We start from the raw sequence: 21498 nt of genomic DNA on the forward strand, positions 1-21498 counted from the left end.
ATGGTTGATTATCAGGGTAAGAACGTCGTTATTATTGGGCTGGGGATCACCGGCCTATCTTGCGTTCACTTTTTCCTTGAGCGCGGCGTGGTGCCTCGCGTTATGGATACCCGTGCAGTACCGCCTGGTGTAGATAAACTCCCAGAAAATGTAGAATGCCATAGTGGCAGTTTGAATAATAGCTGGTTACAGGCCGCCGATTTAATTGTTGCTAGTCCAGGAATTGCGTTAGCGACCCCTCAATTACAGCAGGCCGCAGAAAATGGCATCGAAATTGTGGGTGATATCGAATTATTTTGCCGTGAAGCAGATGCACCGATTGTCGCGATTACAGGTTCAAATGGTAAAAGCACTGTCACGTCATTGGTTGGTGAAATGGCTAAAGCAGCGGGTATTTCAGTTGGTGTAGGTGGCAACATTGGTACGCCAGCACTTTCATTACTCAATGCAGGGCATAATCTGTACGTTTTAGAACTTTCCAGCTTCCAATTAGAAACCACTTCAAGTTTAGAAGCGACCGCCGCGACAGTCTTAAATATTAGTGAAGATCATATGGATAGATATCCATTAGGTCTAGAACAGTACCGTGAAGCGAAATTAAAAATTTATCACAATGCTCAAAACTGCATTGTTAACGTACAAGATATACTGACCTTACCCGCTAATCATACTTTGGATGAATGCATTAGTTTTGGCTTAAATAGTGGTGATTATTTCTTTGATACCCAAAAACGGGTGTTAGTGGCTCAAGGAAAAGAGCTATTAGATGTCAATGAAATGCACTTAACTGGCCAACACAATTACCTTAATGCGTTAGCCGCGTTAGCATTGGCGGATGCAGTGGATATTCCTCGTCCAGTTTGCCTTCAAGTATTGAAAGAATATGCGGGGTTAGCACATCGTTTCGAATTAGTGTTATTCAATAACGGTGTTCGCTGGATTAATGACTCTAAAGCCACAAATGTTGGAAGTACAGAAGCGGCATTAAATGGGTTACACGTGGATGGCAATATCTATTTATTATTAGGTGGGGATGGCAAGTCAGCTGATTTTTCACCATTAAAACAATATATTGCTGCGGATAACTACCGCTTATATTGCTTTGGTCGTGATGGGAAAGCATTAGCTGATATGGCACCTGAAAAATCAGTATTGACTGAGACTATGGAACAAAGCTTACGCCAAATTGCGCCACAATTAAAAGCGGGGGACATGGTGCTGTTATCCCCTGCATGTGCCAGTTTGGATCAGTTTAAAAGTTTTGAGCAGCGTGGAACTGTCTTTGCTCAATTAGCCCAGGAGTTAGGTTAATGACGATACCGGGTGCGATGCGTTTAAAAAATTGGGTCATTGGTGAAAAAAATGGCGTGATTTCAGGCTCAACGCTTTACGACCGTACATTAGTGTGGTTGGCATTCGGTTTAGCCGCAGTGGGTTTTATCATGGTCACATCCGCTTCCATGCCAGTTGGCCAACGCTTAACAGAAGACCCGTTCTATTTCGCTAAGCGTGATGTGGTGTATATCGTTATCGCATTTATTTTAGCGTTGGGTGTCATGCGTATCCCGATGGCAGTTTGGGAAAAGTACAATTTCATTTTGTTGATGGTTTCACTTGGCATGCTAGTGGTGGTGCTGGTTGCAGGAAGTTCAGTTAACGGGGCATCACGCTGGATAGACATCGGTTTGGTAAAAATTCAACCAGCAGAAATTTCGAAATTTACGTTGTTTTGCTATGTGTCCAGTTACTTGGTGCGTAAATCCGATGAAGTCAGAACCCGTTTTCTTGGCTTTATTAAACCGATGTGTATTTTGATTGTTATGGCGTCATTGCTTTTATTACAGCCTGACTTAGGGACCGTTATCGTATTAGTGGTTACCACTCTGGGATTGTTATTTTTAGCGGGCGCAAGGTTAGCGCCGTTTATTATTGGTATTGCCGCTTGCGCAGTGGGGGTATTGGCTTTGATTTGGTTCGAGCCGTACCGCTTACGTCGTGTTACATCGTTTTTGAACCCGTGGGATGACCCGTTTGGCAGTGGTTATCAGCTAACCCAATCTTTAATGGCTTTTGGTCGTGGTGAAGTGTTTGGGCAAGGGCTTGGTAATTCAGTACAAAAATTAGAGTATTTGCCAGAAGCACACACAGACTTTATTTTCTCGGTTTTAGCTGAGGAACTCGGGTACTTTGGCGTGGTATTGGTTCTGTTGATGGTCTTTATGTTGGCATTTAGAGCAATGATGATTGGCCGTCGCGCATTGATGTCAAACCAATTATTCGGTGGTTATTTAGCTTGTTCAATTGGTATTTGGTTTACCTTCCAAGCCTTAGTTAACGTTGGGGCTGCATCCGGTATGTTACCGACAAAAGGTTTAACATTGCCATTAATTAGTTATGGTGGTTCGAGTTTACTGGTAATGGCTGCTGCCATTGCGATATTACTGAGAATTGATTTTGAAACACGCCTTGAAAAAGCGCAGGCGTTTGTAAGGAGCACTAAATGAGTCAGGCAAAGAAATTACTCGTCATGGCAGGTGGAACTGGAGGACATGTTTTTCCAGGTTTAGCCGTGGCACATTATTTGCAGGCTCAAGGGTGGGAAATCCGTTGGTTAGGCACGGCTGACCGAATGGAAGCAACATTAGTGCCTAAACACGGTATCGATATTGAATTTATTCAAATTTCTGGCCTCAGGGGTAAAGGCATTGCCGCCCAACTGGGGGCGCCATGGCGTATTTATAAAGCAATTCGCCAAGCAAAAACAATTATCAAGCGTTATCAGCCAGATGCTGTATTAGGCATGGGAGGCTATGTTTCGGGGCCCGGTGGTATTGCGGCATGGCAATGTGGTGTACCCGTTGTGCTTCATGAACAAAATGGTATTGCAGGGTTAACGAATAAATGGCTATCTCGAATTGCAAAAAGAGTATTACAAGCCTTTCCGGGGGCATTTCCTGACGCACCAGTTGTAGGGAATCCAGTACGGGAAGATGTTTTGGCTCTACCTGCACCACAGGAACGTTTAGCGGGCCGAGAAGGCGCTATACGCGTATTGGTTGTCGGTGGTAGCCAAGGGGCACGGATTTTAAATCAGGTGATGCCTCTGGTCGCTGAAAAAGTAGGCAAACAGTTAAATATCTGGCATCAAGCGGGAAAAGGCAGTAAGGAATCGACAGAAGCATTGTATAATGAGCACATGCAAGTTTCAGTCAATTCTGAGTATAAAGTTACTGAATTTATTGATGATATGGCGCAAGCTTACGCATGGGCAGATATTGTTGTTTGTCGGTCTGGCGCACTAACCGTAAGTGAAATTGCAGCCGCAGGTTTACCGGCTATTTTTGTTCCTTTTCAACATAAAGACCGTCAACAGTATTGGAACGCATTACCGCTAGAAAAAGCGGGGGCGGCTAAAATTTTAGAACAGTCACAATTTACCGCAGATGCTGTGGCGAGCTTATTAGGGCAATGGGACAGAAACGAATTACTCTCAATGGCTGAAAAAGCACATAGTTGTGCAATTACTGATGCAACAGAGCGAGTTGCTGCCGTGATCTGTGAAGTGGCTAAATAATATTAGTCATAATTGATACCGAATTAATTTAGAAGCGAAGAAATATAGTGAATACACAACAATTAGCGAAATTAAGAACATCAGTGCCAGAAATGAGAAGAGTCAGGCACATCCATTTTGTCGGCATCGGCGGTGCTGGCATGGGTGGTATCGCTGAAGTGTTGGCAAATGAAGGCTATGAAATTAGTGGTTCAGATTTAGCTCCGAATGCAGTGACTCAACAATTAACCGCATTAGGGGCAACGATTTACTTTAATCACCGTCCAGAGAACGTTGAAAATGCCAGTGTTGTCGTCGTATCAACAGCGATCTCAAGTGAGAACCCAGAAATTCAAGCCGCCAAAGAATTGCGTATTCCTGTTATTCGTCGTGCAGAAATGTTAGCGGAATTAATGCGTTATCGTCATGGCATTGCTGTTGCAGGTACCCACGGGAAAACCACTACGACAGCAATGATTTCTGGGATTTATGCACAAGCAGGCCTTGACCCCACATTTGTGAATGGGGGATTGGTTAAATCAGCAGGAACGCATGCACGTTTAGGTAGTAGCCGCTACTTGATCGCAGAAGCCGATGAAAGCGATGCTTCATTCTTGCATTTGCAACCGTTAGTTGCCGTTGTGACCAATATCGAAGCAGACCATATGGATACTTACCAAGGTGACTTCGATAATTTAACGAATACGTTCATTAATTTCTTGCACAATTTGCCATTTTACGGGCGCGCAGTGATGTGTATTGATGATCCAGTCATTCGTTCGTTACTACCCAAAATTGGCCGTTATATCACCACTTATGGTTTTAGTGAAGACGCTGATGTGCGTATCACGCAATATGAGCAAAAAGGAAATCAAGGCTTTTTCACTATTGCCCGTGAAAATATGCCAGAACTGACGGTGGTTCTAAATGCACCAGGGCGTCACAATGCTCTCAATGCGACAGCCGCAGTGGCGGTCGCCACAGAAGAAGGTATTGACGATTTACATATTTTATCTGCACTAGTTGAATTTCAAGGAACAGGGCGTCGCTTTGATTTCCTAGGGAATTTCCCTCTGCGAAATGTGAATGGCAAAGACGGTGAAGTGATGCTAGTGGATGACTATGGTCATCACCCAACCGAAGTGGATGCAACGATTAAAGCCGCGAGAGCAGGCTGGCCAGATAAGCGTATTGTTATGGTATTCCAACCGCATCGCTATACTCGTACTCGTGACTTATACGATGATTTTGTTAACGTTTTGGGGCAGGTTGATGTGCTGCTAATGTTAGACGTATATTCAGCGGGCGAAAAGCATGTACCAGGTGCGGATAGCCGCTCATTGTGCCGCTCAATTCGTGGTCGTGGTCAGATTGATCCTATTTATGTTGCAGATATTGAACAAATTCCACATATTTTAGCTCAAACTCTTGATGAAAATGATTTAATTTTAGTTCAAGGCGCAGGAAATATTGGTAAAATAGCCAAAAGCCTAGCAGAAGCAAAATTACAGCCACCGATGATTGAGGAATAAAAATGACAGAGAAAGTTGCGGTTCTATTAGGAGGCTCATCTGCTGAACGTGAAGTTTCACTTCAGTCAGGAAATGCTGTGCTGGCAGGGCTACGCCAAGCAGGTATTGATGCTCATCCTATCGACCCTCAAGATTTCCCTGTAGAAACATTGAAAGATGCAGGTTTCAACAAAGTTTTTATTGCGTTACATGGCCGCGGTGGTGAAGACGGTACATTACAAGGGCTGTTAGAAACACTAAATCTGCCTTATACCGGCAGTGGTGTTATGGCTTCAGCGCTTAGCATGGATAAGTTGAGAACAAAACAATTATGGCAAGGTGCAGGGTTAAGTGTATCGCCGTATGTTTACTTAACAAAGCAGCAGTATAAGCAGGCTTCTTATGAGCAAATTGTCGCTAAAGTGCAATTTCTCGGATTACCTCTTATCGTGAAGCCAAGCCTTGAAGGCTCCAGTGTTGGTATGAGTAAAGTTGATAACTTAGAGGCATTGCCTGCTGCACTGGATCTTGCGTTTCAATTTGATGAAACGTTGTTAATTGAAAAATGGCTGAGTGGTCCTGAGTTCACGGTCGCGGTGTTAGGAGACAACACTCTGCCGCCAATTCGTATTCAACCACCAGGTATTTTTTATGACTACGAAGCGAAATATTTATCTGATGAAACTCAATATTTTTGCCCAAGTGGTTTAGATGAACAGCTTGAGTCAGAACTCGCAGACTTAGCGCTGAAAGCTTACCAAGTTGTTGGTTGTGAAGGCTGGGGGCGAGTTGATGTAATGCAAGACAGCAATGGCCAATTTTATCTGTTGGAAGTTAATACATCGCCAGGTATGACAAGCCATAGCCTAGTGCCAATGGCTGCTCGTCAGGCAGGTATGAGTTTTTCACAGTTAGTTGTGCAAATTTTGAGATTGGCTCGTTGATATGTCACAAGCAGCACTAAATGTTAGGCATCATAATCAGAAGAACGATGAGGATCCTCGTTCTGGAGGACCTAGTAATGGTGCATTTTTAGGTGGGTTATTTTTCTTCCTATTTGTGGTTGGCACTATCATCTGGAGTGGTTGGATGGTAATGACTTGGATGAAAGATGCGGATCGGCTGCCGATGTCCAAGTTAGTGTTAACGGGTGAGCGCCATTACACCAAAAATGATGATGTTAGAAAGGCTATTTTAGCGCTAGGGCAGCCGGGGACGTTTATGACCGTCGATGTCAACGCTATCCAGAAGCAAATAAGCATGATGCCATGGGTACGCCAAGTGACTGTGCGTAAACAATGGCCAGATGAATTGAAAATTCATATTGTTGAATACCGCCCATTCGCTAGGTGGAACGACCAAAACATGGTGGATGAACAAGGTCGGGTATTTAACTTACCGGTTAGTGAAAATGGTAAAGGCGATTATGTGTTGCTTTATGGGCCACAAGGTAGCCAAAAAGAGGTTCTTAAAGAGTTCACAGTCTTTAAGAACACATTAGCTGCACATAATCTAAAGCTAAAATCGCTATCGATGACAGCCAGAAATGCATGGCAAATTATTTTAGACAACGATGTTAGAATCGAACTGGGTAAGAAAGATGTGTCAGAGCGGTTAAATAGGTTCCTTGAACTGTATCCGCTTTTGCAGCAAACAACGGATAAACGCGTTGACTATGTTGACTTACGTTATTCCAGTGGTGCTGCGGTGGGCTGGGCGCCACTGTTGGTTGATGCTCCACCGGAGTTACAATAAAGACGATGACTAATAACAAAAATTAGGCAGAAAAAATGATTAAAGCAACGGACAGAAAATTAGTGGTAGGCCTTGAAATTGGAACTTCCAAGGTATCAGCCCTTGTTGGCGAAATTCTGCCCGATGGTATGGTTAATATTATTGGGGTGGGAAGTTGTCCATCTCGTGGAATGGACAAAGGTGGCGTAAACGATCTTGAATCAGTGGTAAAATGTGTACAAAGAGCCATTGATCAGGCAGAACTCATGGCTGACTGCCAAATTTCATCGGTTTACCTTGCGCTATCGGGTAAGCACGTCAGTTGCCAAAATGAGATTGGTATGGTGCCAGTTTCAGAAGAAGAAGTGACGCAAGAAGATGTTGACAGTGTTGTGCATACAGCAAAATCGGTACGTGTTCGCGATGAGCACAGAATTTTGCACGTGATACCGCAAGAATTTGCAATAGATTACCAAGAAGGGATTAAAAATCCGGTTGGTTTATCAGGTGTACGTATGCAAGCCAAAGTTCATTTGATCACCTGCCATAACGATATGGCAAAAAATATTGTTAAAGCCGTTGAACGCTGTGGGTTAAAAGTTGATCAGCTTATTTTTGCTGGTCTCGCTGCAAGTTATAGTGTTTTAACGGAAGATGAGCGTGAATTAGGTGTATGTGTCGTTGATATCGGTGGCGGCACTATGGATATGGCGGTTTACACTGGCGGGGCTTTGCGCCATACAAAAGTCATCCCGTATGCAGGCAATGTGGTGACAAGCGACATCGCTTATGCATTTGGAACACCACCTAGTGATGCAGAAGCCATTAAAGTGCGTCATGGGTGTGCAGTCGGTTCTATCGTGAGTAAAGACGAGACCGTGGAAGTGCCAAGTGTTGGTGGGCGACCACCAAGAAGCTTACAGCGTCAAACCTTAGCAGAAGTGATAGAGCCAAGGTATACTGAGCTGTTAAACTTAGTAAATGAAGAAATTTTAAATTTACAGGAACAGTTACGCCAACAAGGTGTCAAACACCATTTGGCAGCTGGTATCGTGTTGACTGGTGGGGCCGCACAAATTGATGGTTTAGTCGAATGTGCGCAAAAAGTGTTCCATACGCAAGTGCGAATTGGTACACCGCTCAACATCACAGGGTTAACGGATTATGCGCAGGAGCCATATTATTCAACAGCAGTAGGGCTTCTGCATTACGGTAAAGAAAGCCATTTAGGCGATGATACCGAAGTAGAAAAACGTGCATCAGTTAGTGGATGGTTTAGTAAAATCACCAGTTGGCTGAGAAAAGAATTTTAATTTTGATAAAGAAGCATATTATTAGCTTCAAAAGTAGTAAGCACAAAACGGAGAGACATTATGTTTGAACCAATGGAGCTAACCAACGATGCGGTGATTAAAGTCATCGGCGTTGGCGGCGGCGGCGGTAACGCCGTTGAACACATGGTGCGTGAACGTATTGAAGGCGTTGAATTCTTCGCTGTCAATACAGATGCACAAGCGCTGCGTAAAACCGCAGTTGGACAAACTATCCAGATCGGTACCGGTATTACCAAAGGTCTGGGTGCAGGTGCAAACCCTGAAGTTGGCCGTAATGCCGCTGAAGAAGATCGTGAGGCGCTGCGTAATGCTTTAGATGGCGCGGATATGGTCTTTATCGCAGCAGGTATGGGTGGCGGTACAGGGACTGGTGCAGCTCCGGTCGTTGCCGAGGTTGCCAAAGAATTGGGTATTCTGACAGTTGCTGTCGTGACTAAACCTTTCAATTTCGAAGGTAAAAAGCGCATGGCATTTGCAGAGGCAGGTATCACTGAGTTGTCAAAACATGTTGACTCACTGATCACTATCCCAAATGATAAATTATTAAAAGTACTTGGTCGTGGTATCTCATTACTGGATGCTTTTGGTGCGGCAAATGACGTACTAAAAGGTGCAGTACAAGGTATCGCTGAACTGATTACACGCCCAGGTTTAATGAACGTAGACTTTGCTGACGTACGTACTGTGATGTCAGAAATGGGCTACGCAATGATGGGGTCAGGTGTTGCTCGTGGTGAAGATAGAGCAGAAGAAGCGGCAGAAATGGCTATTTCTAGTCCACTTCTTGAAGATATCGACCTGTCTGGTGCACGTGGTGTATTAGTTAACATCACGGCTGGTTTCGACCTGCGTTTAGATGAGTTTGAAACGGTGGGTAACACTATTCGTGCTTTCGCATCTGATAATGCAACTGTGGTAATCGGTACATCTCTTGACCCAGAAATGCACGAAGAACTGCGTGTTACAGTTGTTGCTACAGGTATTGGTATGGACAAACGTCCAGAAATTACTTTAGTTAGCAATAAAATGTCTCAGCAGGCGTCAATGGAACAGCGCTATCAGCAAATGCAAAATAGCATGTCTTCATTAACAGAAGAGAAACCAGCGGCTAAAGCGGTCAATGACCAAAATACGCAAACAAATAAAGAACCAGATTATCTTGATATTCCTGCGTTCTTGCGTAAACAGGCCGATTAATTTTATTTATATTGGTTTCTCCGCTTTTTGTGCTAAAATTTCCTACTGATTATCTTGTATGATGATCAGTAGGACTTATAACATTGCGAGAAAAATACGATGATCAAACAACGGACACTAAAACGTATTATTACAGCGACTGGTGTTGGTTTACATACCGGCAAGAAAGTTACGCTTACATTACGTCCAGCGCCGGCCAATACCGGGGTCATCTACCGTCGTACTGACCTTAATCCACCGGTTGATTTTCCGGCAGATGCGAAATCAGTTCGTGACACCATGTTATGTACTTGCTTAGTCAATGAAGATAATGTGCGTATTTCGACTGTTGAGCATTTGAATGCTGCCTTAGCAGGGTTAGGTATCGATAACATTGTTATTGAAGTCAATGCGCCTGAAATCCCTATTATGGATGGCAGTGCCGCACCATTTGTATTCTTACTGCTTGATGGCGGTATTGAAGAATTAAATTGTGCAAAGAAATTTTTACGTATAAAAGAAACAGTACGTGTTGAAGATGGTGATAAATGGGCTGAAATGCGACCTTATAATGGGTTTAGCCTTGATTTCACAATCGATTTTCAGCATCCAGCGATTGATAGTAGCACACAACGCTACTCACTTGATTTCTCAGCGGAATCATTTGTAAATCAAATAAGCCGTGCGCGTACTTTTGGCTTTATGCGTGATATTGAATATCTGCAATCAAAAGGCTTATGCTTAGGCGGTAGTTTCGACTGCGCCATCGTTGTTGATGACTATAAAGTTCTTAACGAAGATGGCTTACGTTTTGAAGATGAATTCGTTCGTCACAAAATGTTGGATGCAATTGGTGATTTATTCATGTGTGGGCACAATATTATTGGCGCATTCACGGCGTTTAAATCAGGCCATGCATTGAATAACAAGCTATTACAAGCAGTTTTAGCGAAAGAATCAGCTTGGGATCTCGTCACATTTGAAGACGAAGCTCAATTGCCTGTCGCATTCAAAGCACCTTCAACGGTGTTTGCATAAAATTTGATTATGCAGCTATCTTCGAGAACTGATCGAATTTAGCCTTTTCTGTTGGTTGCGCTAGTACTCTCTCCGGCTAGCGCAGCCAGCCGCTCAAACCTTTCTTTTAATCCTTTCGGGCTATTTTCGGCTAATTTCAAAAGCGCTTGTGCAGTTTGTGGACTTATCTGACGTTCGTTCATTTTTTGACTTATTGAGACTGTTTGCTTAGTTAGTGAACTATTTTGTCTCGATTTTCGCATAAGATCGGGATTGATTCTGATGTCGATAGAGGATAAAGATGGTAGAATGGACGTTCTTAATGCAGAAAGAAGATTGATTTTTTCGTAATTAAGTCGGGTCATCCAACTGGCGTTTGCCACTTCAATGACCATAACATTATTACGATAGTTTGCAACACGGCACATGGGTTTGATTTCAGCCGGCAGTAATCCTTTTACAGCACGATTCAGTTTGATAATCGCTTTTGCATTACGCTGAATAGTTTGTAAAGTGTTTGATGATGTTGCCAATGAGCCTTCAAGAACATCAAAAAGTGCTTGTGGATGACTATCTCTCATTTTTAGCTCCAGCTGAGAATGAAACAACGAATTGCAAATAATAATTTTGTCACTTATTCATTATATAAGAGTTTGATGGGCATTTTAAATTTTTGGCGACAACTTGGTAGAAAATACTTTTGGTCCCACCTGCTATTAGGTGTGGTTGCCACAGGTGTCGGCTTGCCTACAATTTTAAATGCGTTATCAGATTCTCAACATACACAGGTTAACTCTTCTCCAGTTAATCGCCAAAGCCAAGCTGTGAATGCTTTTGACAATTTATTTGCTCAACAGAATTCCCAACGCTCTTCGTCATCATCGTCATCTTATTCAGTAAATTACTGGCAGCAACATGCGGTAAGAAACGTTATTCGGCAGCTAACTTTTGCTTTTTCGGCGACAGAAGACGATGATGTAAACGCTGCAACAGAAGAGACTGAACAGCTTATTGCCCCACAATTGATGTTAGACACGCTGTATGCCATGTTAGCACAGCGTTCACTTCAGTGGGATGAAAGTGTTATTCAATTTAGTCATTATAACTATCCCCATATTATTGCCTATCAACCTGCAATTTGGATTGCTCAAGTACACGGCATTCGTGCCGGCCCGTTAACAGTTTAATCTTCATTCATGGTAAAACAGCTCATCGCTGTGCTGTTTTACGCCATAAAATTTATAAAAATTTAAAGTAATTAATTGATTATTAGAGATTAAAATATGTTAACAAAGATTTTGACCAAAGTTTTTGGTAGCCGTAATGACCGTACGTTGCGCCGCTTACGTAAAGAAGTTGAAAAAATTAACCGTCTTGAACCCGATTTCGAAAAGTTATCTGATGATGAGTTAAAAGCAAAAACGGTGGAATTTCGTGAGCGTTTAACGAAAGGTGAAAGTTTAGAAAGCATCATCCCTGAGGCATTTGCAACTGTTCGCGAAGCAAGTAAACGTGTATTTGGTATGCGTCACTTTGATGTACAGCTTATCGGTGGAATGGTACTGAATGAACGCTGTATCGCAGAAATGCGTACGGGGGAAGGTAAAACATTAACGGCAACACTACCAGCTTATATCAACGCATTAAGTGGCAAAGGGGTTCACGTAGTTACGGTGAATGATTACTTAGCCAAACGTGATGCTGAAAATAACCGCCCATTATTTGAATTCTTAGGCTTAACTGTGGGTATCAACCTGCCAGGTATGGCTCCGCCTGCAAAACGTGAAGCATATGCGGCAGATATTACTTACGGTACTAATAATGAATTTGGTTTCGACTACCTACGTGACAACATGGCGTTTAGCCCTGAAGAGCGTGTTCAGCGTAAATTGCATTATGCTTTGGTGGATGAGGTTGACTCCATTCTTATCGATGAAGCGCGTACACCACTGATTATTTCAGGTCCTGCAGAAGACAGTTCTGAACTGTACCAAAAAGTTGATAAACTTATTCCATATCTTCAACGTCAAGAGAAAGAAGATTCAGATACTTTCCAAGGGGAAGGCCATTTTTCTGTCGATGAAAAATCGCGTCAAGTGACTATAACTGAACGTGGACTGGTGTTAATCGAAGAGCTTCTAGCAAAAGAAGGTTTAATGGATGAAGGAGAGTCTTTATATTCACCTTCTAACATCATGTTAATGCACCATGTGATGGCGGGCTTACGTGCTCATGCGCTATTTACCTTAGACGTTGATTATATTGTAAAAGACGGTCAAATTGTTATTGTTGATGAACACACCGGCCGTACAATGGAAGGGCGTCGTTGGTCTGACGGCTTACACCAAGCAGTAGAAGCGAAAGAAGGCGTTGAAATTCAAAACGAAAACCAAACCTTGGCTTCAATTACTTTCCAGAACTATTTCCGTTTATATGAAAAGCTTGCAGGTATGACAGGTACTGCGGATACCGAAGCTTTTGAGTTTAGCTCAATTTATAAACTCGATACAATTGTTATCCCAACTAACCGCCCAATGGTGCGTAAAGATTTACCTGACCTCGTTTATATGAACGAAGCTGATAAGTTTGCAGCAATTATTGAAGATATTCGTGAAAGAACTGCCAATGGGCAACCCGTTCTTGTTGGTACAATTTCAATCGAAAAATCCGAATTGATTTCGAATGCGTTGAAAAAAGCTAAAATTGCTCATAATGTTTTGAATGCAAAATTCCATGCAATGGAAGCTGACATCATTGCGAATGCGGGTCAAGCTGGAGCTGTAACGATCGCAACTAATATGGCCGGTCGTGGTACTGACATCATGCTAGGTGGTAGCTGGCAAACTGAGGTTGCTGCATTAGAAGAGCCAACTCAAGAGCAAATTGATGAAATCAAAGCAAACTGGAAAGTTCGCCATGACGCTGTTTTAGCAGCAGGTGGTTTACATATTATTGGTACAGAACGTCATGAGTCACGTCGTATCGATAACCAGTTACGTGGTCGTGCCGGTCGTCAAGGGGATGCGGGTTCATCTCGTTTTTACTTATCAATGGAAGATGCGCTGATGCGTATTTTTGCTTCAGACCGCGTTACTGGCATGATGAAAAAGTTAGGTATGAAGCCGGGTGAAGCGATTGAACACCCATGGGTGACCAAGGCTATTGCTAATGCGCAACGTAAAGTTGAAAGCCGTAACTTTGATATCCGTAAACAATTACTTGAATATGATGATGTTGCAAGTGACCAACGTCGTGCGATTTATACTCAGCGTAATGAACTACTGGATGGCGGTGATATTAAAGAAACGGTTGATAGCATTCGTGAAGATGTATTAACCACAACGATGGATGCCTATATTCCACCTCAATCACTTGAAGAAATGTGGGATATCGAAGGACTACATCAGCGTTTAGTCAATGATTTTGACCTCGATTTACCAATCAAAGAGTGGTTAGATAAAGAGCCAGAGTTACACGAAGAAACATTACGTGAACGTATTATGGCAAAAGCGATTGAAGTTTATGATCGTAAAGAAGAAATTGTTGGCGCGGAAGCGATGCGTAATTTCGAAAAAGGTGTCATGTTGCAAACATTAGACACGTTATGGAAAGAGCACTTAGCGTCAATGGATTACTTACGCCAAGGTATTCATTTGCGTGGTTATGCGCAAAAAGATCCTAAGCAAGAATACAAACGTGAATCTTTCAGTATGTTTGCTAACATGCTTGAAGCATTGAAATATGAAGTGATTAGTACTTTATCTAAGGTACAAGTTCGTTTACCTGAAGAGGTTGAAGCATTAGAACAACAGCGTCGTGAAGAAGCTGAGCGTTTAGCGAAGAGGCAACAATTAAGCCATGAAGCGGGCGCTGAATCTTTAATGACTGAAACCGAAGCTAAAATTGCAACCCAAGGTCACAAAATTGGCCGTAATGACCCTTGTCCTTGTGGTTCGGGTAAAAAATACAAGCAATGCCATGGCCGTTTAAATTAATTTACTATTAACTCATTAATATAAAAAAGGCGGGGTAACCCGCCTTTTTGACGAAAAAATTATGGAAAAAAAACATTTGCATATCGCGGCTGGGATTATTCGTAACCCCGAGCAAAAAATTTTTATTACTAAACGACCAGAAGGCACGCATATGGCTGGTTTTTGGGAATTTCCCGGTGGGAAACTTGAAGTTAATGAATCACCTGAAGCCGCTTTAATTCGCGAACTTGAAGAAGAAGTTGGAATTGTAGTGACTAAGAACGAGTTATTTCATCGGGTTGACCATGAGTTTGATGACCGTTTCATTACACTCTATTTTTTTATGGTATCTTCATGGGAAAATGAACCGTATGGTAGAGAAGGGCAGGATTCGCGTTGGGTTTCTCAGCATGAGCTTAAAGCTGAAGAATTTCCCCCAGCAAACCGTATCATTGTTGATTTATTAACACAGAGAAGTGATCAACATAATAGCTGATAATGATATTAAGTGGAAAATACACAATAATATATTTTCCACTTAATTTACGATGTCACGACTTATACATTATTTATCTGGTTGTTCACTCCAGTCATCGCTGTCAGAAATATCCCCTTGACTCGCAATTCGTTTTTCTTCACTAGCCCATTCACCAAGGTCAATAAGTTGACAACGCTTACTACAAAATGGCCGGAACGGGCTATTTTCATTCCAAACAACTATTTTTTTACATGTAGGGCAATTAACTTCAATGATTTCACTCATAAAAATATTTCTCTAGCTAGCAACAGGATAACTCAAAATTAATAATATCGGGGAGTATACCATTCTCACTGTCGATATGTAGAAAACGTAGTGCGAATCGTGTTTTGTGGCCAGAGATTTGTGGGTATACCAAGTGTTCTGCAGTTAACTTGATGCGTAGCAGTTCTTTACCTTCTACGTTGTCTTGATAAAAACCATTATGAGACTCTTTTTGTTCAAAGATTCCATTTTGCCGAATTAGTGTTAGAACAGCTTGCAATGCATCATTGAGTGGGTCGAGGCTTTGCAACCAGCCACTAATGACCTTGTCTCGTTCAGTTTGTGGAATATTTAACCAAAGTTGTAAAGTCGGTAGGTCGAAACTACAACAGCCACCAGGAATACTCAAACGTTGGCGTACCATACTAATAATTTTATCTGTACGTAGATGGTGGCCAAAGCGTGCTGCGGACATTAAATTGGATGTTGTTTCTGATAATTGTTTTAGTAATGTAGATATTAATTGGTTATCAGCGTTAGGAGCTTCTGCCCAATTAGATAGCCGAGTTCGTTGTTTTTCTAGTTCTTTTATAAGCTCAGAACGAACCTCTCCTCTATCTAGGATTTCAATTAATTCTGAAACTGAGCGAAAAAAAGCAATACCAGTAGAGTAGGAGGTAATATTACTTAACTCATAAATTTGAGATAAAAGTGTTTCAAGGCGCAACCACGAACGAATTTTTTCATTCATTGGGTATTCATAAGTAATTAAATTTGTTGTAATTAATTCGCCCATTTTAATTCCTATTTTTTTATTCTTGCTAGTGTTAAGTACTGGTTATGAAGAATTGCTACCTTGTCAGAGAGATCCGTGCCATGAGTATGGTTTGTTATTATATCGTTGGCATGATTAAGTCGTTTTTCACGACTAACTTGTGCATTAAGTATATTAGTTACTTGTTCTAAACTGGTCTTATCTCTTTTTAGGGTTCGTTGAATTTGTTCTTCGACAGTAACATCAACAACTAATACCCTATCAGCCAAATGATGAATATTATTTTCAATTAATAAAGGGACTACCCATAATACATAAGGGTAATCTATTTGTTGAAATTGTTTTTGCGTTTCTTGTTGAATCAATGGATGAAGTAGAGCATTCAGCCACTTTTTTTCATCGGGCTTAGAAAAAATAATGTCTCGTAAGCGTTGCCTATCTAGGCACCCGTTGGGAAGAATAATATCTTCACCGAAGTGATATCTAATGCTTTCAAGGGCTGGGCTGTTAGGCTCAACAACCTGTCGTGCAATCACATCGGCATCAACTAGGGGGACTCCAAGTCTAGCAAACTCGTTTGCAACTGTTGTTTTACCACTTCCAATACCACCTGTTAAAGCAACTATATAAGGCATATGATTATTCATTTACTCGTTGAAAAAAAATAGATTACACTGAAATAAATCATTTGTCTTCATCCAAAGTAATATACTGTGAATAGTTTAAAAAAATATTATATAAAGTTGTTAGGATAAAATGTAATATTCATATCCACATGACATTATTTATAGTTCAGTTATAACATTACCTAAATTAAATATCGGTAGATACATTGCTAACATGATCATACCTACTAGGATGGCAATTAAAAGGAGTAAAATAGGTTCAATATTTTTTAGATTTTTTTCAGTAATAAAAATATATTGCTCTGAATAATATTTGAATAAATACTTTGAAAAGTAGTGTATTTTTCCAGATTCTTCTGCAATAGACATTAGCTGTACAGATAAATCAGGAAAGAACTTGGTTTTCTTCATAGCATGGGACAGTAACTCTCCTTTATGTACCGATATATGCACGTGTTCACAGTCTTTTTTATATTGATGGTTATTGATAGTTTGAATTGTGCATTTTAAACATTCGGATAATGATAACCCTACGTTAATTGTTGAGTGCATCGTTAAAAAATACAAGCTTAAGTTATGGAGTTGTAATGATTTTCTGAATATCGGTAGGTGAATTATTGTGTTTTTTAATAAAGATAATGTTTTTTCTTTGAATTTAAATACGAGAGGGAGAGAAAGTAAAAGAAAATAAAATAAGTAAACTAAGTACTCTCTTAGAAAGCTTGAAATAAAGGTTATGATTTTTGTAACGAGTGGTAATTCGTGTCTGGTATTTTGATAGATGTTTTCAAATTGAGGAACTACATAGACCATCATAATGATTAATAACATTATTGAAAATGAAGAAAGAATTATTGGGTATCGTATCGATTTACTGATGAGTAAAGACACTTTATTATTATGTTCCAATATTGAATTGATTGTACTAAAACTTTGTTCGTATTGCCCTGTTTTCTCGGCAATGGTAATAATGCTTATTATAGTATCATTAAATATTGTTGGGTGCTTCTTCAAATACTGTGAAAACTTCTCTCCTTTTTCTATATGAACTATCGAGTTTTCAATAATATCAATCCAAAAAGGAAGTTGGCAGTTGGTATGTAATATTTTTAAGCATTGTACGAGATTAATACCTGATGATGATAATAAAGATAACTGGTGGAAGAAATGAATTCGATAATTAATATTCTTTTTGTCCAATGAAAATAATGTTTTTAACTTTATTTGTACAGGAATTAAATTTCTTTCAGATATGTTGATGAATGCATGTTTTTTGCTTTTTGCTATTAATGTGCTGTATGTTAGTTGATTGTTAAAATCAATGGCGATATATGAATAAATAAACATGTTAATTTACTCCATTTCCGATGATAGAATAGATTTCTTGGAGAGTTGTCTCACTCATTTCAACGAGCTCTATTCCTGCATTAAAAAGGTTAACAAAATTACTTTGATTTTCTAATGTATTTTTTGTCAGTATTTCGCTAATATTGCTTTGATCTATATATTCATAAACTGCGGTTCTTCCCATAAAACCAGAAAAACATAGCTCACACCCCTTTGAGGACCATTCATTAATTACACAGTTATTGTGTAATTTAGTTTTCTTAGGTGTTTTTTCTTTGCAGTGAGGGCAAAGTTTTCTTACTAATCTTTGTGCAATAACCATTTTCAAACATGATTTAAGTTGACTATTTTCTACTCCTAATTGGTTCATTCTCTCTATTGCACTGAATGTACAATTGGTATGCAATGTCGACAAAACTAGATGGCCAGTTTGCGCTGCTCGAGTCGCGATCTTAGCTGTTTCTTCATCACGAATCTCACCGATCATAATGACATCAGGGTCTTGCCGCAGTAGCGCCCTTAAAATAGAAGAAAAATTAAGTTTATATTTTTCATTGACTTGAGTTTGGTTGATTCCTTGTAATGGAATTTCAATTGGGTCTTCAATGGTTGTTATATTTCTTGAGGATTGATTTAAATATTCTAAGTAGCTATAAAGAGTTACTGTTTTACCGCTTCCTGTCGGCCCTGTGACTAAAATTAATCCTTGTGGACGATTTAAATACTCTTTTAATAACTCTAGAAGGGAAGAGCACATCCCTATGTGCTCTAAAGAATATTTTAATTGTGTATTTAAAATACGTAAGACCAATTTTTCCCCATGAATTGTCGGAATACTCGAAAGACGGATGCTATAGTTTTGTCCATCAAAGTACCAACTCATTTGGCCATCTTGTGGAAGTCTTTTCTCCGCGATATTCATTTTTGCCAATATTTTTATACGAGCAATAATTTCACTATTAATTTCGTAAGGTGGAGAAGGAATAAAATATAACTTTCCATCGACACGTAATCGAATTTTTAACCCTTGCTTAGTCGGCTCAAGGTGTATATCTGATGAGCGTTTATGAACCGCTGTTTTTAATAGCTCCTCAACAAAACTAATCGCAGGAGATGAAGTGCGTAATAGTTCGGGTTCTGGAGATTGATAACTACTTTCTTCCTCCTTTATTTCATGTATTGTATTATTAAAATAATGGTCTATTTTTTCTTTTGGCCAAATATCATAGCATACAGGGACACTAGCAATAAATTTTAATGTGGCGATCAAGTTGTCATCTGGTTTTTTAACAACAGCTATAGATAACCGTTTTTGATTATAATCGATGATTATAATGTAATTTCTATCACATATACTCTTAAGTTCTTTATAAATAAACTGCTCGTTTTTAGTCATGTTCATATAAATACTTCCAGTTAAAACACAAAGGTTTTATTACATAATGACTTCAATTTGGCATTATCTTTGTTTTCGCAAACAACTGTCCAATTAAAGGGGGTGCCTATGCTAGGAAGGGTTGGTGTTAATGTGACTTTTAAGCCTGATAATGATTTGTCAGTAGAAAATGTAATAACCCCAGATTTGACTTCTATTTTACTAATGTATTTTCCAGTTATATTGGTAGGGATATCATCATTGCCTCCATTACATTGTGATAAACTCCCTCGATTAAAGCTACATATTTCAACACTGTTTTTATATGGGATAACAGTCTGGAGTACATCAGTAATTGCTGCTTTTTGCATATAGCTTTGATAGCCAGGGATAGCAATAGCACTTAGAATTGATATAATTGCAATTACTACCATAATTTCAATGAGTGAAAATCCTTGTTGATTCATAAATAAAACCTCCGTTGTTAAGTGAGGTTTCATCATAATTGTATTTTTAAGTTAAAATTAGAGTTTAAAAAAGGTAGTGCGAAACGATTTGTGATTTTTTATTGAAATGTACGTGGGGTTTCATTTTTCTTCGAGCAGCTTCGCAAAAAAAATAATAAAGAAAAATAGAGGCTGGAGTTCAGTTATAAATTAAGAGAAGATAAGTTTATATATTTTTTATTAGCGGGTAAATTGAATAAAGATATTATCCGCTAATAATTATAAAGTTAATAATTGTTTAATTTATTCTTATAATATCCCCAATCAAAAAATGGGCCAGGATCCGTTTTACGACCAGGAGCTATATTACTATGACCAGTAATATTATTTTTAATTAGTGGGTATTCAAGTATAAGTAAATTAGTTAAATAAGTAAGGGATTGATATTGTTCTTCTGTAAATGGTTCAAAATCAGTGCCTTCTAGCTCAATACCAATAGAAAAGTCGTTGCATTTTTCTTGGCCTTGGTAGGAAGACTGCCCAGCGTGCCAAGCCCGTAAATGAAAGGGGACATATTGAATGATTGCACCATCACGGCGTATTAGGCAATGAGCTGAAACTCGAAGATGTCTGATTTCATTAAAAAATGGGTGTTCATCAGGGTTTAAAGTCCCTGTAAATAATTGGTTTATATAAGGGCCACCAAATTGTCCTGGAGGAAGGCTGATATTATGAATAACTAGAAGAGAAGGTATGGTATTAGAGGGGCGCTCATCATGATGTGGAGAAGGGATATGAGTCACATTATTTAGCCAACCATTGTGTATTTTCATATCGTTATCCATAGTATTCTCTTTTCTTTTTTGTTAACACTCGTTATCTGCGAACGAAAAGATTAGCATAGATGAAACAAAGCGAGTGCATATTTTGGAGTTAAAATGACTATACGGCGATATGATGAACAACAAAGACGTAAAATGCTTCTTGAGCGGTTACAGGTTGACATTCCTTTTATGGTCAGTGTTGCTTTGAAAGAAGATTTAGGTCAATCTGTTGATTATAAAAAAGATATTACTGGTCAGCTGTTAAATGTAGGTACACAAGCGAGTGCTCGAATTATTACTCGTGAACATGGCGTTTTCTGTGGGAAACAATGGTTAGATGAAGTTTTTCTTCAACTTGGTGGGCAAGTCAACATTGATTGGAAAGTTCAAGATGGTGAAACCGTTACCCCTAACCAAGTTCTCTGTGAGATGCATGGCCCATCACAAATTTTATTAACAGGTGAACGCACCTCTTTGAATTTCATTCAAACGCTTTCTTCTGTTTCAAGTATAACTGCCGAATATGTAAAACAAATCACAGGTACAAGAGCGAAGTTACTTGATACCCGTAAAACTATCCCTGGTTTAAGAACCGCTTTAAAATATGCGGTATTGATGGGGGGAGGGTTTAATCATCGTCTAGGTTTATCTGATGCTTACTTAATAAAAGAAAACCATATTATATCCGCAGGTTCAGTCGAGCGAGCTGTTGAATTAGCGCGTAGCGCCCATCCGGATGTCCCAATTGAAATTGAAGTAGAAAGCTTAGATGAGCTATTACGAGCTTTAAAAGCGAATGCTGATATCATTATGTTGGATAATTTTACTCCAGTTATGATGAAAGAAGCGGTAGTGTTAACGGCAGGAAAAGCGGCACTTGAAGTTTCTGGCGATGTCACATTAGAAACGATAAAAGAGTTCGCAGAAACAGGGGTTGATTTTATTTCTGTTGGGGCGCTAACCAAACATATTAAAGCCATGGATTTGTCTATGCGTTTTATTGATAAGAATAGGTAAGTGATCCGGTTAATACACTCAGGGTGCCTTAACTGGGCTCATTAATC

Annotated in this window: 21 protein-coding genes; 13 read left to right on the forward strand and 8 right to left on the reverse strand. The window is 39.9% G+C overall.

What is annotated here, in order from left to right:
* The 9 genes from murD (at nt 1) to lpxC (ending at nt 10346) form a co-directional block, all read left to right on the forward strand.
* Nucleotides 1-1311 (forward strand): UDP-N-acetylmuramoyl-L-alanine--D-glutamate ligase, encoded by a 1311-nt coding sequence (murD, locus tag P3L40_RS07170; protein WP_136134544.1) that lies wholly within the window; start codon nt 1-3, stop codon nt 1309-1311.
* Nucleotides 1311-2504, forward strand: a complete 1194-nt coding sequence (gene ftsW, locus P3L40_RS07175; protein WP_004262031.1) for a cell division protein FtsW — start codon at nt 1311-1313, stop codon at nt 2502-2504. The genes murD and ftsW overlap by 1 nt, the downstream gene beginning before the upstream one ends.
* Entirely contained in the window at nt 2501-3574 is a 1074-nt protein-coding gene (gene murG, locus P3L40_RS07180) for an undecaprenyldiphospho-muramoylpentapeptide beta-N-acetylglucosaminyltransferase (RefSeq protein ID WP_004262030.1), read from the forward strand. Before ftsW ends, murG begins: the two co-directional genes overlap by 4 nt.
* A gap of 47 nt (nt 3575-3621) precedes the next feature.
* A complete protein-coding gene (gene murC / locus P3L40_RS07185; protein ID WP_094961366.1) occupies nt 3622-5085 on the forward strand; it encodes a UDP-N-acetylmuramate--L-alanine ligase in 1464 nt (487 codons plus the stop codon).
* 2 nt (nt 5086-5087) lie between these two features.
* Entirely contained in the window at nt 5088-6008 is a 921-nt protein-coding gene (locus P3L40_RS07190) for a D-alanine--D-alanine ligase (protein ID WP_004262027.1), read from the forward strand.
* A gap of 1 nt (nt 6009) precedes the next feature.
* A complete protein-coding gene (gene ftsQ, locus P3L40_RS07195; RefSeq protein WP_004262025.1) occupies nt 6010-6819 on the forward strand; it encodes a cell division protein FtsQ in 810 nt (269 codons plus the stop codon).
* Nucleotides 6820-6854: 35 nt separating this feature from the next.
* Complete coding sequence (ftsA, locus tag P3L40_RS07200; protein WP_004262024.1) at nt 6855-8111, forward strand: cell division protein FtsA; 1257 nt, start codon at nt 6855-6857, stop codon at nt 8109-8111.
* Between the two features lie 60 nt (nt 8112-8171).
* Nucleotides 8172-9329, forward strand: coding sequence for a cell division protein FtsZ (ftsZ, locus tag P3L40_RS07205; protein ID WP_004262022.1), 1158 nt, complete (start codon nt 8172-8174; stop codon nt 9327-9329).
* Between the two features lie 99 nt (nt 9330-9428).
* The gene (gene lpxC, locus P3L40_RS07210; protein ID WP_004262020.1) at nt 9429-10346 is read left to right on the forward strand and encodes a UDP-3-O-acyl-N-acetylglucosamine deacetylase; all 918 of its coding nucleotides are present in this window, start codon (nt 9429-9431) and stop codon (nt 10344-10346) included.
* 38 nt (nt 10347-10384) lie between these two features.
* Here lpxC and P3L40_RS07215 read toward each other — a convergent pair whose 3' ends face one another.
* Nucleotides 10385-10906 (reverse strand): DUF721 domain-containing protein, encoded by a 522-nt coding sequence (locus tag P3L40_RS07215; RefSeq protein ID WP_004262017.1) that lies wholly within the window; start codon nt 10904-10906, stop codon nt 10385-10387.
* A gap of 75 nt (nt 10907-10981) precedes the next feature.
* On the opposite strand from P3L40_RS07215, the gene secM reads away from it, so the two are divergent.
* From secM to mutT, 3 genes are all read left to right on the forward strand, one after another.
* Nucleotides 10982-11512, forward strand: a complete 531-nt coding sequence (gene secM, locus P3L40_RS07220; RefSeq protein ID WP_094961382.1) for a secA translation cis-regulator SecM — start codon at nt 10982-10984, stop codon at nt 11510-11512.
* A gap of 96 nt (nt 11513-11608) precedes the next feature.
* Nucleotides 11609-14320, forward strand: a complete 2712-nt coding sequence (gene secA / locus P3L40_RS07225) for a preprotein translocase subunit SecA (RefSeq protein WP_004262013.1) — start codon at nt 11609-11611, stop codon at nt 14318-14320.
* A gap of 61 nt (nt 14321-14381) precedes the next feature.
* Entirely contained in the window at nt 14382-14795 is a 414-nt protein-coding gene (mutT, locus tag P3L40_RS07230; RefSeq protein ID WP_004262011.1) for an 8-oxo-dGTP diphosphatase MutT, read from the forward strand.
* 69 nt (nt 14796-14864) lie between these two features.
* Here the strand turns inward: mutT and yacG are convergent, their stop codons facing one another.
* The 7 genes from yacG to ampD all read right to left on the reverse strand — a co-directional run bounded on the left by yacG (nt 14865) and on the right by ampD (nt 20443).
* Complete coding sequence (gene yacG / locus P3L40_RS07235; RefSeq protein ID WP_004262008.1) at nt 14865-15062, reverse strand: DNA gyrase inhibitor YacG; 198 nt, start codon at nt 15060-15062, stop codon at nt 14865-14867.
* A gap of 16 nt (nt 15063-15078) precedes the next feature.
* Nucleotides 15079-15837 (reverse strand): cell division protein ZapD, encoded by a 759-nt coding sequence (gene zapD, locus P3L40_RS07240; RefSeq protein ID WP_004262007.1) that lies wholly within the window; start codon nt 15835-15837, stop codon nt 15079-15081.
* Nucleotides 15838-15845: 8 nt separating this feature from the next.
* Complete coding sequence (gene coaE, locus P3L40_RS07245) at nt 15846-16451, reverse strand: dephospho-CoA kinase (protein WP_112307199.1); 606 nt, start codon at nt 16449-16451, stop codon at nt 15846-15848.
* 150 nt (nt 16452-16601) lie between these two features.
* On the reverse strand, nt 16602-17789 hold the full coding sequence (locus P3L40_RS07250; protein WP_196731656.1) for a type II secretion system F family protein: 1188 nt from the start codon (nt 17787-17789) through the stop codon (nt 16602-16604).
* A gap of 1 nt (nt 17790) precedes the next feature.
* On the reverse strand, nt 17791-19191 hold the full coding sequence (locus tag P3L40_RS07255) for an ATPase, T2SS/T4P/T4SS family (RefSeq protein WP_004262001.1): 1401 nt from the start codon (nt 19189-19191) through the stop codon (nt 17791-17793).
* Nucleotides 19192-19205: 14 nt separating this feature from the next.
* On the reverse strand, nt 19206-19631 hold the full coding sequence (gene ppdD, locus P3L40_RS07260; RefSeq protein ID WP_112307201.1) for a prepilin peptidase-dependent pilin: 426 nt from the start codon (nt 19629-19631) through the stop codon (nt 19206-19208).
* Between the two features lie 266 nt (nt 19632-19897).
* Nucleotides 19898-20443 carry a 1,6-anhydro-N-acetylmuramyl-L-alanine amidase AmpD gene (ampD, locus tag P3L40_RS07265; RefSeq protein WP_036958527.1) on the reverse strand — a complete coding sequence of 182 codons (546 nt, stop codon included), beginning with the start codon at nt 20441-20443 and terminating at the stop codon, nt 19898-19900.
* 105 nt (nt 20444-20548) lie between these two features.
* Here ampD and nadC point away from each other — a divergent pair, with 105 nt between their 5' ends.
* Complete coding sequence (gene nadC / locus P3L40_RS07270) at nt 20549-21451, forward strand: carboxylating nicotinate-nucleotide diphosphorylase (protein ID WP_094961373.1); 903 nt, start codon at nt 20549-20551, stop codon at nt 21449-21451.
* Nucleotides 21452-21498: the final 47 nt, after the last annotated feature.

Origin of the sequence: Providencia sp. PROV040 (assembly GCF_032706145.1) — a bacterium.
In the GTDB taxonomy this organism is placed as follows: Bacteria; Pseudomonadota; Gammaproteobacteria; order Enterobacterales; family Enterobacteriaceae; genus Providencia; species Providencia hangzhouensis.

What these genes read in the sequence shown, in the direction of transcription:
- murD (WP_136134544.1), top strand. Translation starts at nt 1, where the DNA reads ATGGTTGATTATCAGGGTAAGAACGTCGTTATTATTGGGCTGGGGATC.
- ftsW (WP_004262031.1), top strand. Translation starts at nt 1,311, where the DNA reads ATGACGATACCGGGTGCGATGCGTTTAAAAAATTGGGTCATTGGTGAA.
- murG (WP_004262030.1), top strand. Translation starts at nt 2,501, where the DNA reads ATGAGTCAGGCAAAGAAATTACTCGTCATGGCAGGTGGAACTGGAGGA.
- P3L40_RS07190 (WP_004262027.1), top strand. Translation starts at nt 5,088, where the DNA reads ATGACAGAGAAAGTTGCGGTTCTATTAGGAGGCTCATCTGCTGAACGT.
- ftsQ (WP_004262025.1), top strand. Translation starts at nt 6,010, where the DNA reads ATGTCACAAGCAGCACTAAATGTTAGGCATCATAATCAGAAGAACGAT.
- ftsA (WP_004262024.1), top strand. Translation starts at nt 6,855, where the DNA reads ATGATTAAAGCAACGGACAGAAAATTAGTGGTAGGCCTTGAAATTGGA.
- ftsZ (WP_004262022.1), top strand. Translation starts at nt 8,172, where the DNA reads ATGTTTGAACCAATGGAGCTAACCAACGATGCGGTGATTAAAGTCATC.
- lpxC (WP_004262020.1), top strand. Translation starts at nt 9,429, where the DNA reads ATGATCAAACAACGGACACTAAAACGTATTATTACAGCGACTGGTGTT.
- P3L40_RS07215 (WP_004262017.1), bottom strand. Translation starts at nt 10,906, where the DNA reads ATGAGAGATAGTCATCCACAAGCACTTTTTGATGTTCTTGAAGGCTCA.
- secM (WP_094961382.1), top strand. Translation starts at nt 10,982, where the DNA reads ATGGGCATTTTAAATTTTTGGCGACAACTTGGTAGAAAATACTTTTGG.
- secA (WP_004262013.1), top strand. Translation starts at nt 11,609, where the DNA reads ATGTTAACAAAGATTTTGACCAAAGTTTTTGGTAGCCGTAATGACCGT.
- mutT (WP_004262011.1), top strand. Translation starts at nt 14,382, where the DNA reads ATGGAAAAAAAACATTTGCATATCGCGGCTGGGATTATTCGTAACCCC.
- yacG (WP_004262008.1), bottom strand. Translation starts at nt 15,062, where the DNA reads ATGAGTGAAATCATTGAAGTTAATTGCCCTACATGTAAAAAAATAGTT.
- zapD (WP_004262007.1), bottom strand. Translation starts at nt 15,837, where the DNA reads ATGGGCGAATTAATTACAACAAATTTAATTACTTATGAATACCCAATG.
- coaE (WP_112307199.1), bottom strand. Translation starts at nt 16,451, where the DNA reads ATGCCTTATATAGTTGCTTTAACAGGTGGTATTGGAAGTGGTAAAACA.
- P3L40_RS07250 (WP_196731656.1), bottom strand. Translation starts at nt 17,789, where the DNA reads ATGTTTATTTATTCATATATCGCCATTGATTTTAACAATCAACTAACA.
- P3L40_RS07255 (WP_004262001.1), bottom strand. Translation starts at nt 19,191, where the DNA reads ATGAACATGACTAAAAACGAGCAGTTTATTTATAAAGAACTTAAGAGT.
- ppdD (WP_112307201.1), bottom strand. Translation starts at nt 19,631, where the DNA reads ATGAATCAACAAGGATTTTCACTCATTGAAATTATGGTAGTAATTGCA.
- ampD (WP_036958527.1), bottom strand. Translation starts at nt 20,443, where the DNA reads ATGAAAATACACAATGGTTGGCTAAATAATGTGACTCATATCCCTTCT.
- nadC (WP_094961373.1), top strand. Translation starts at nt 20,549, where the DNA reads ATGACTATACGGCGATATGATGAACAACAAAGACGTAAAATGCTTCTT.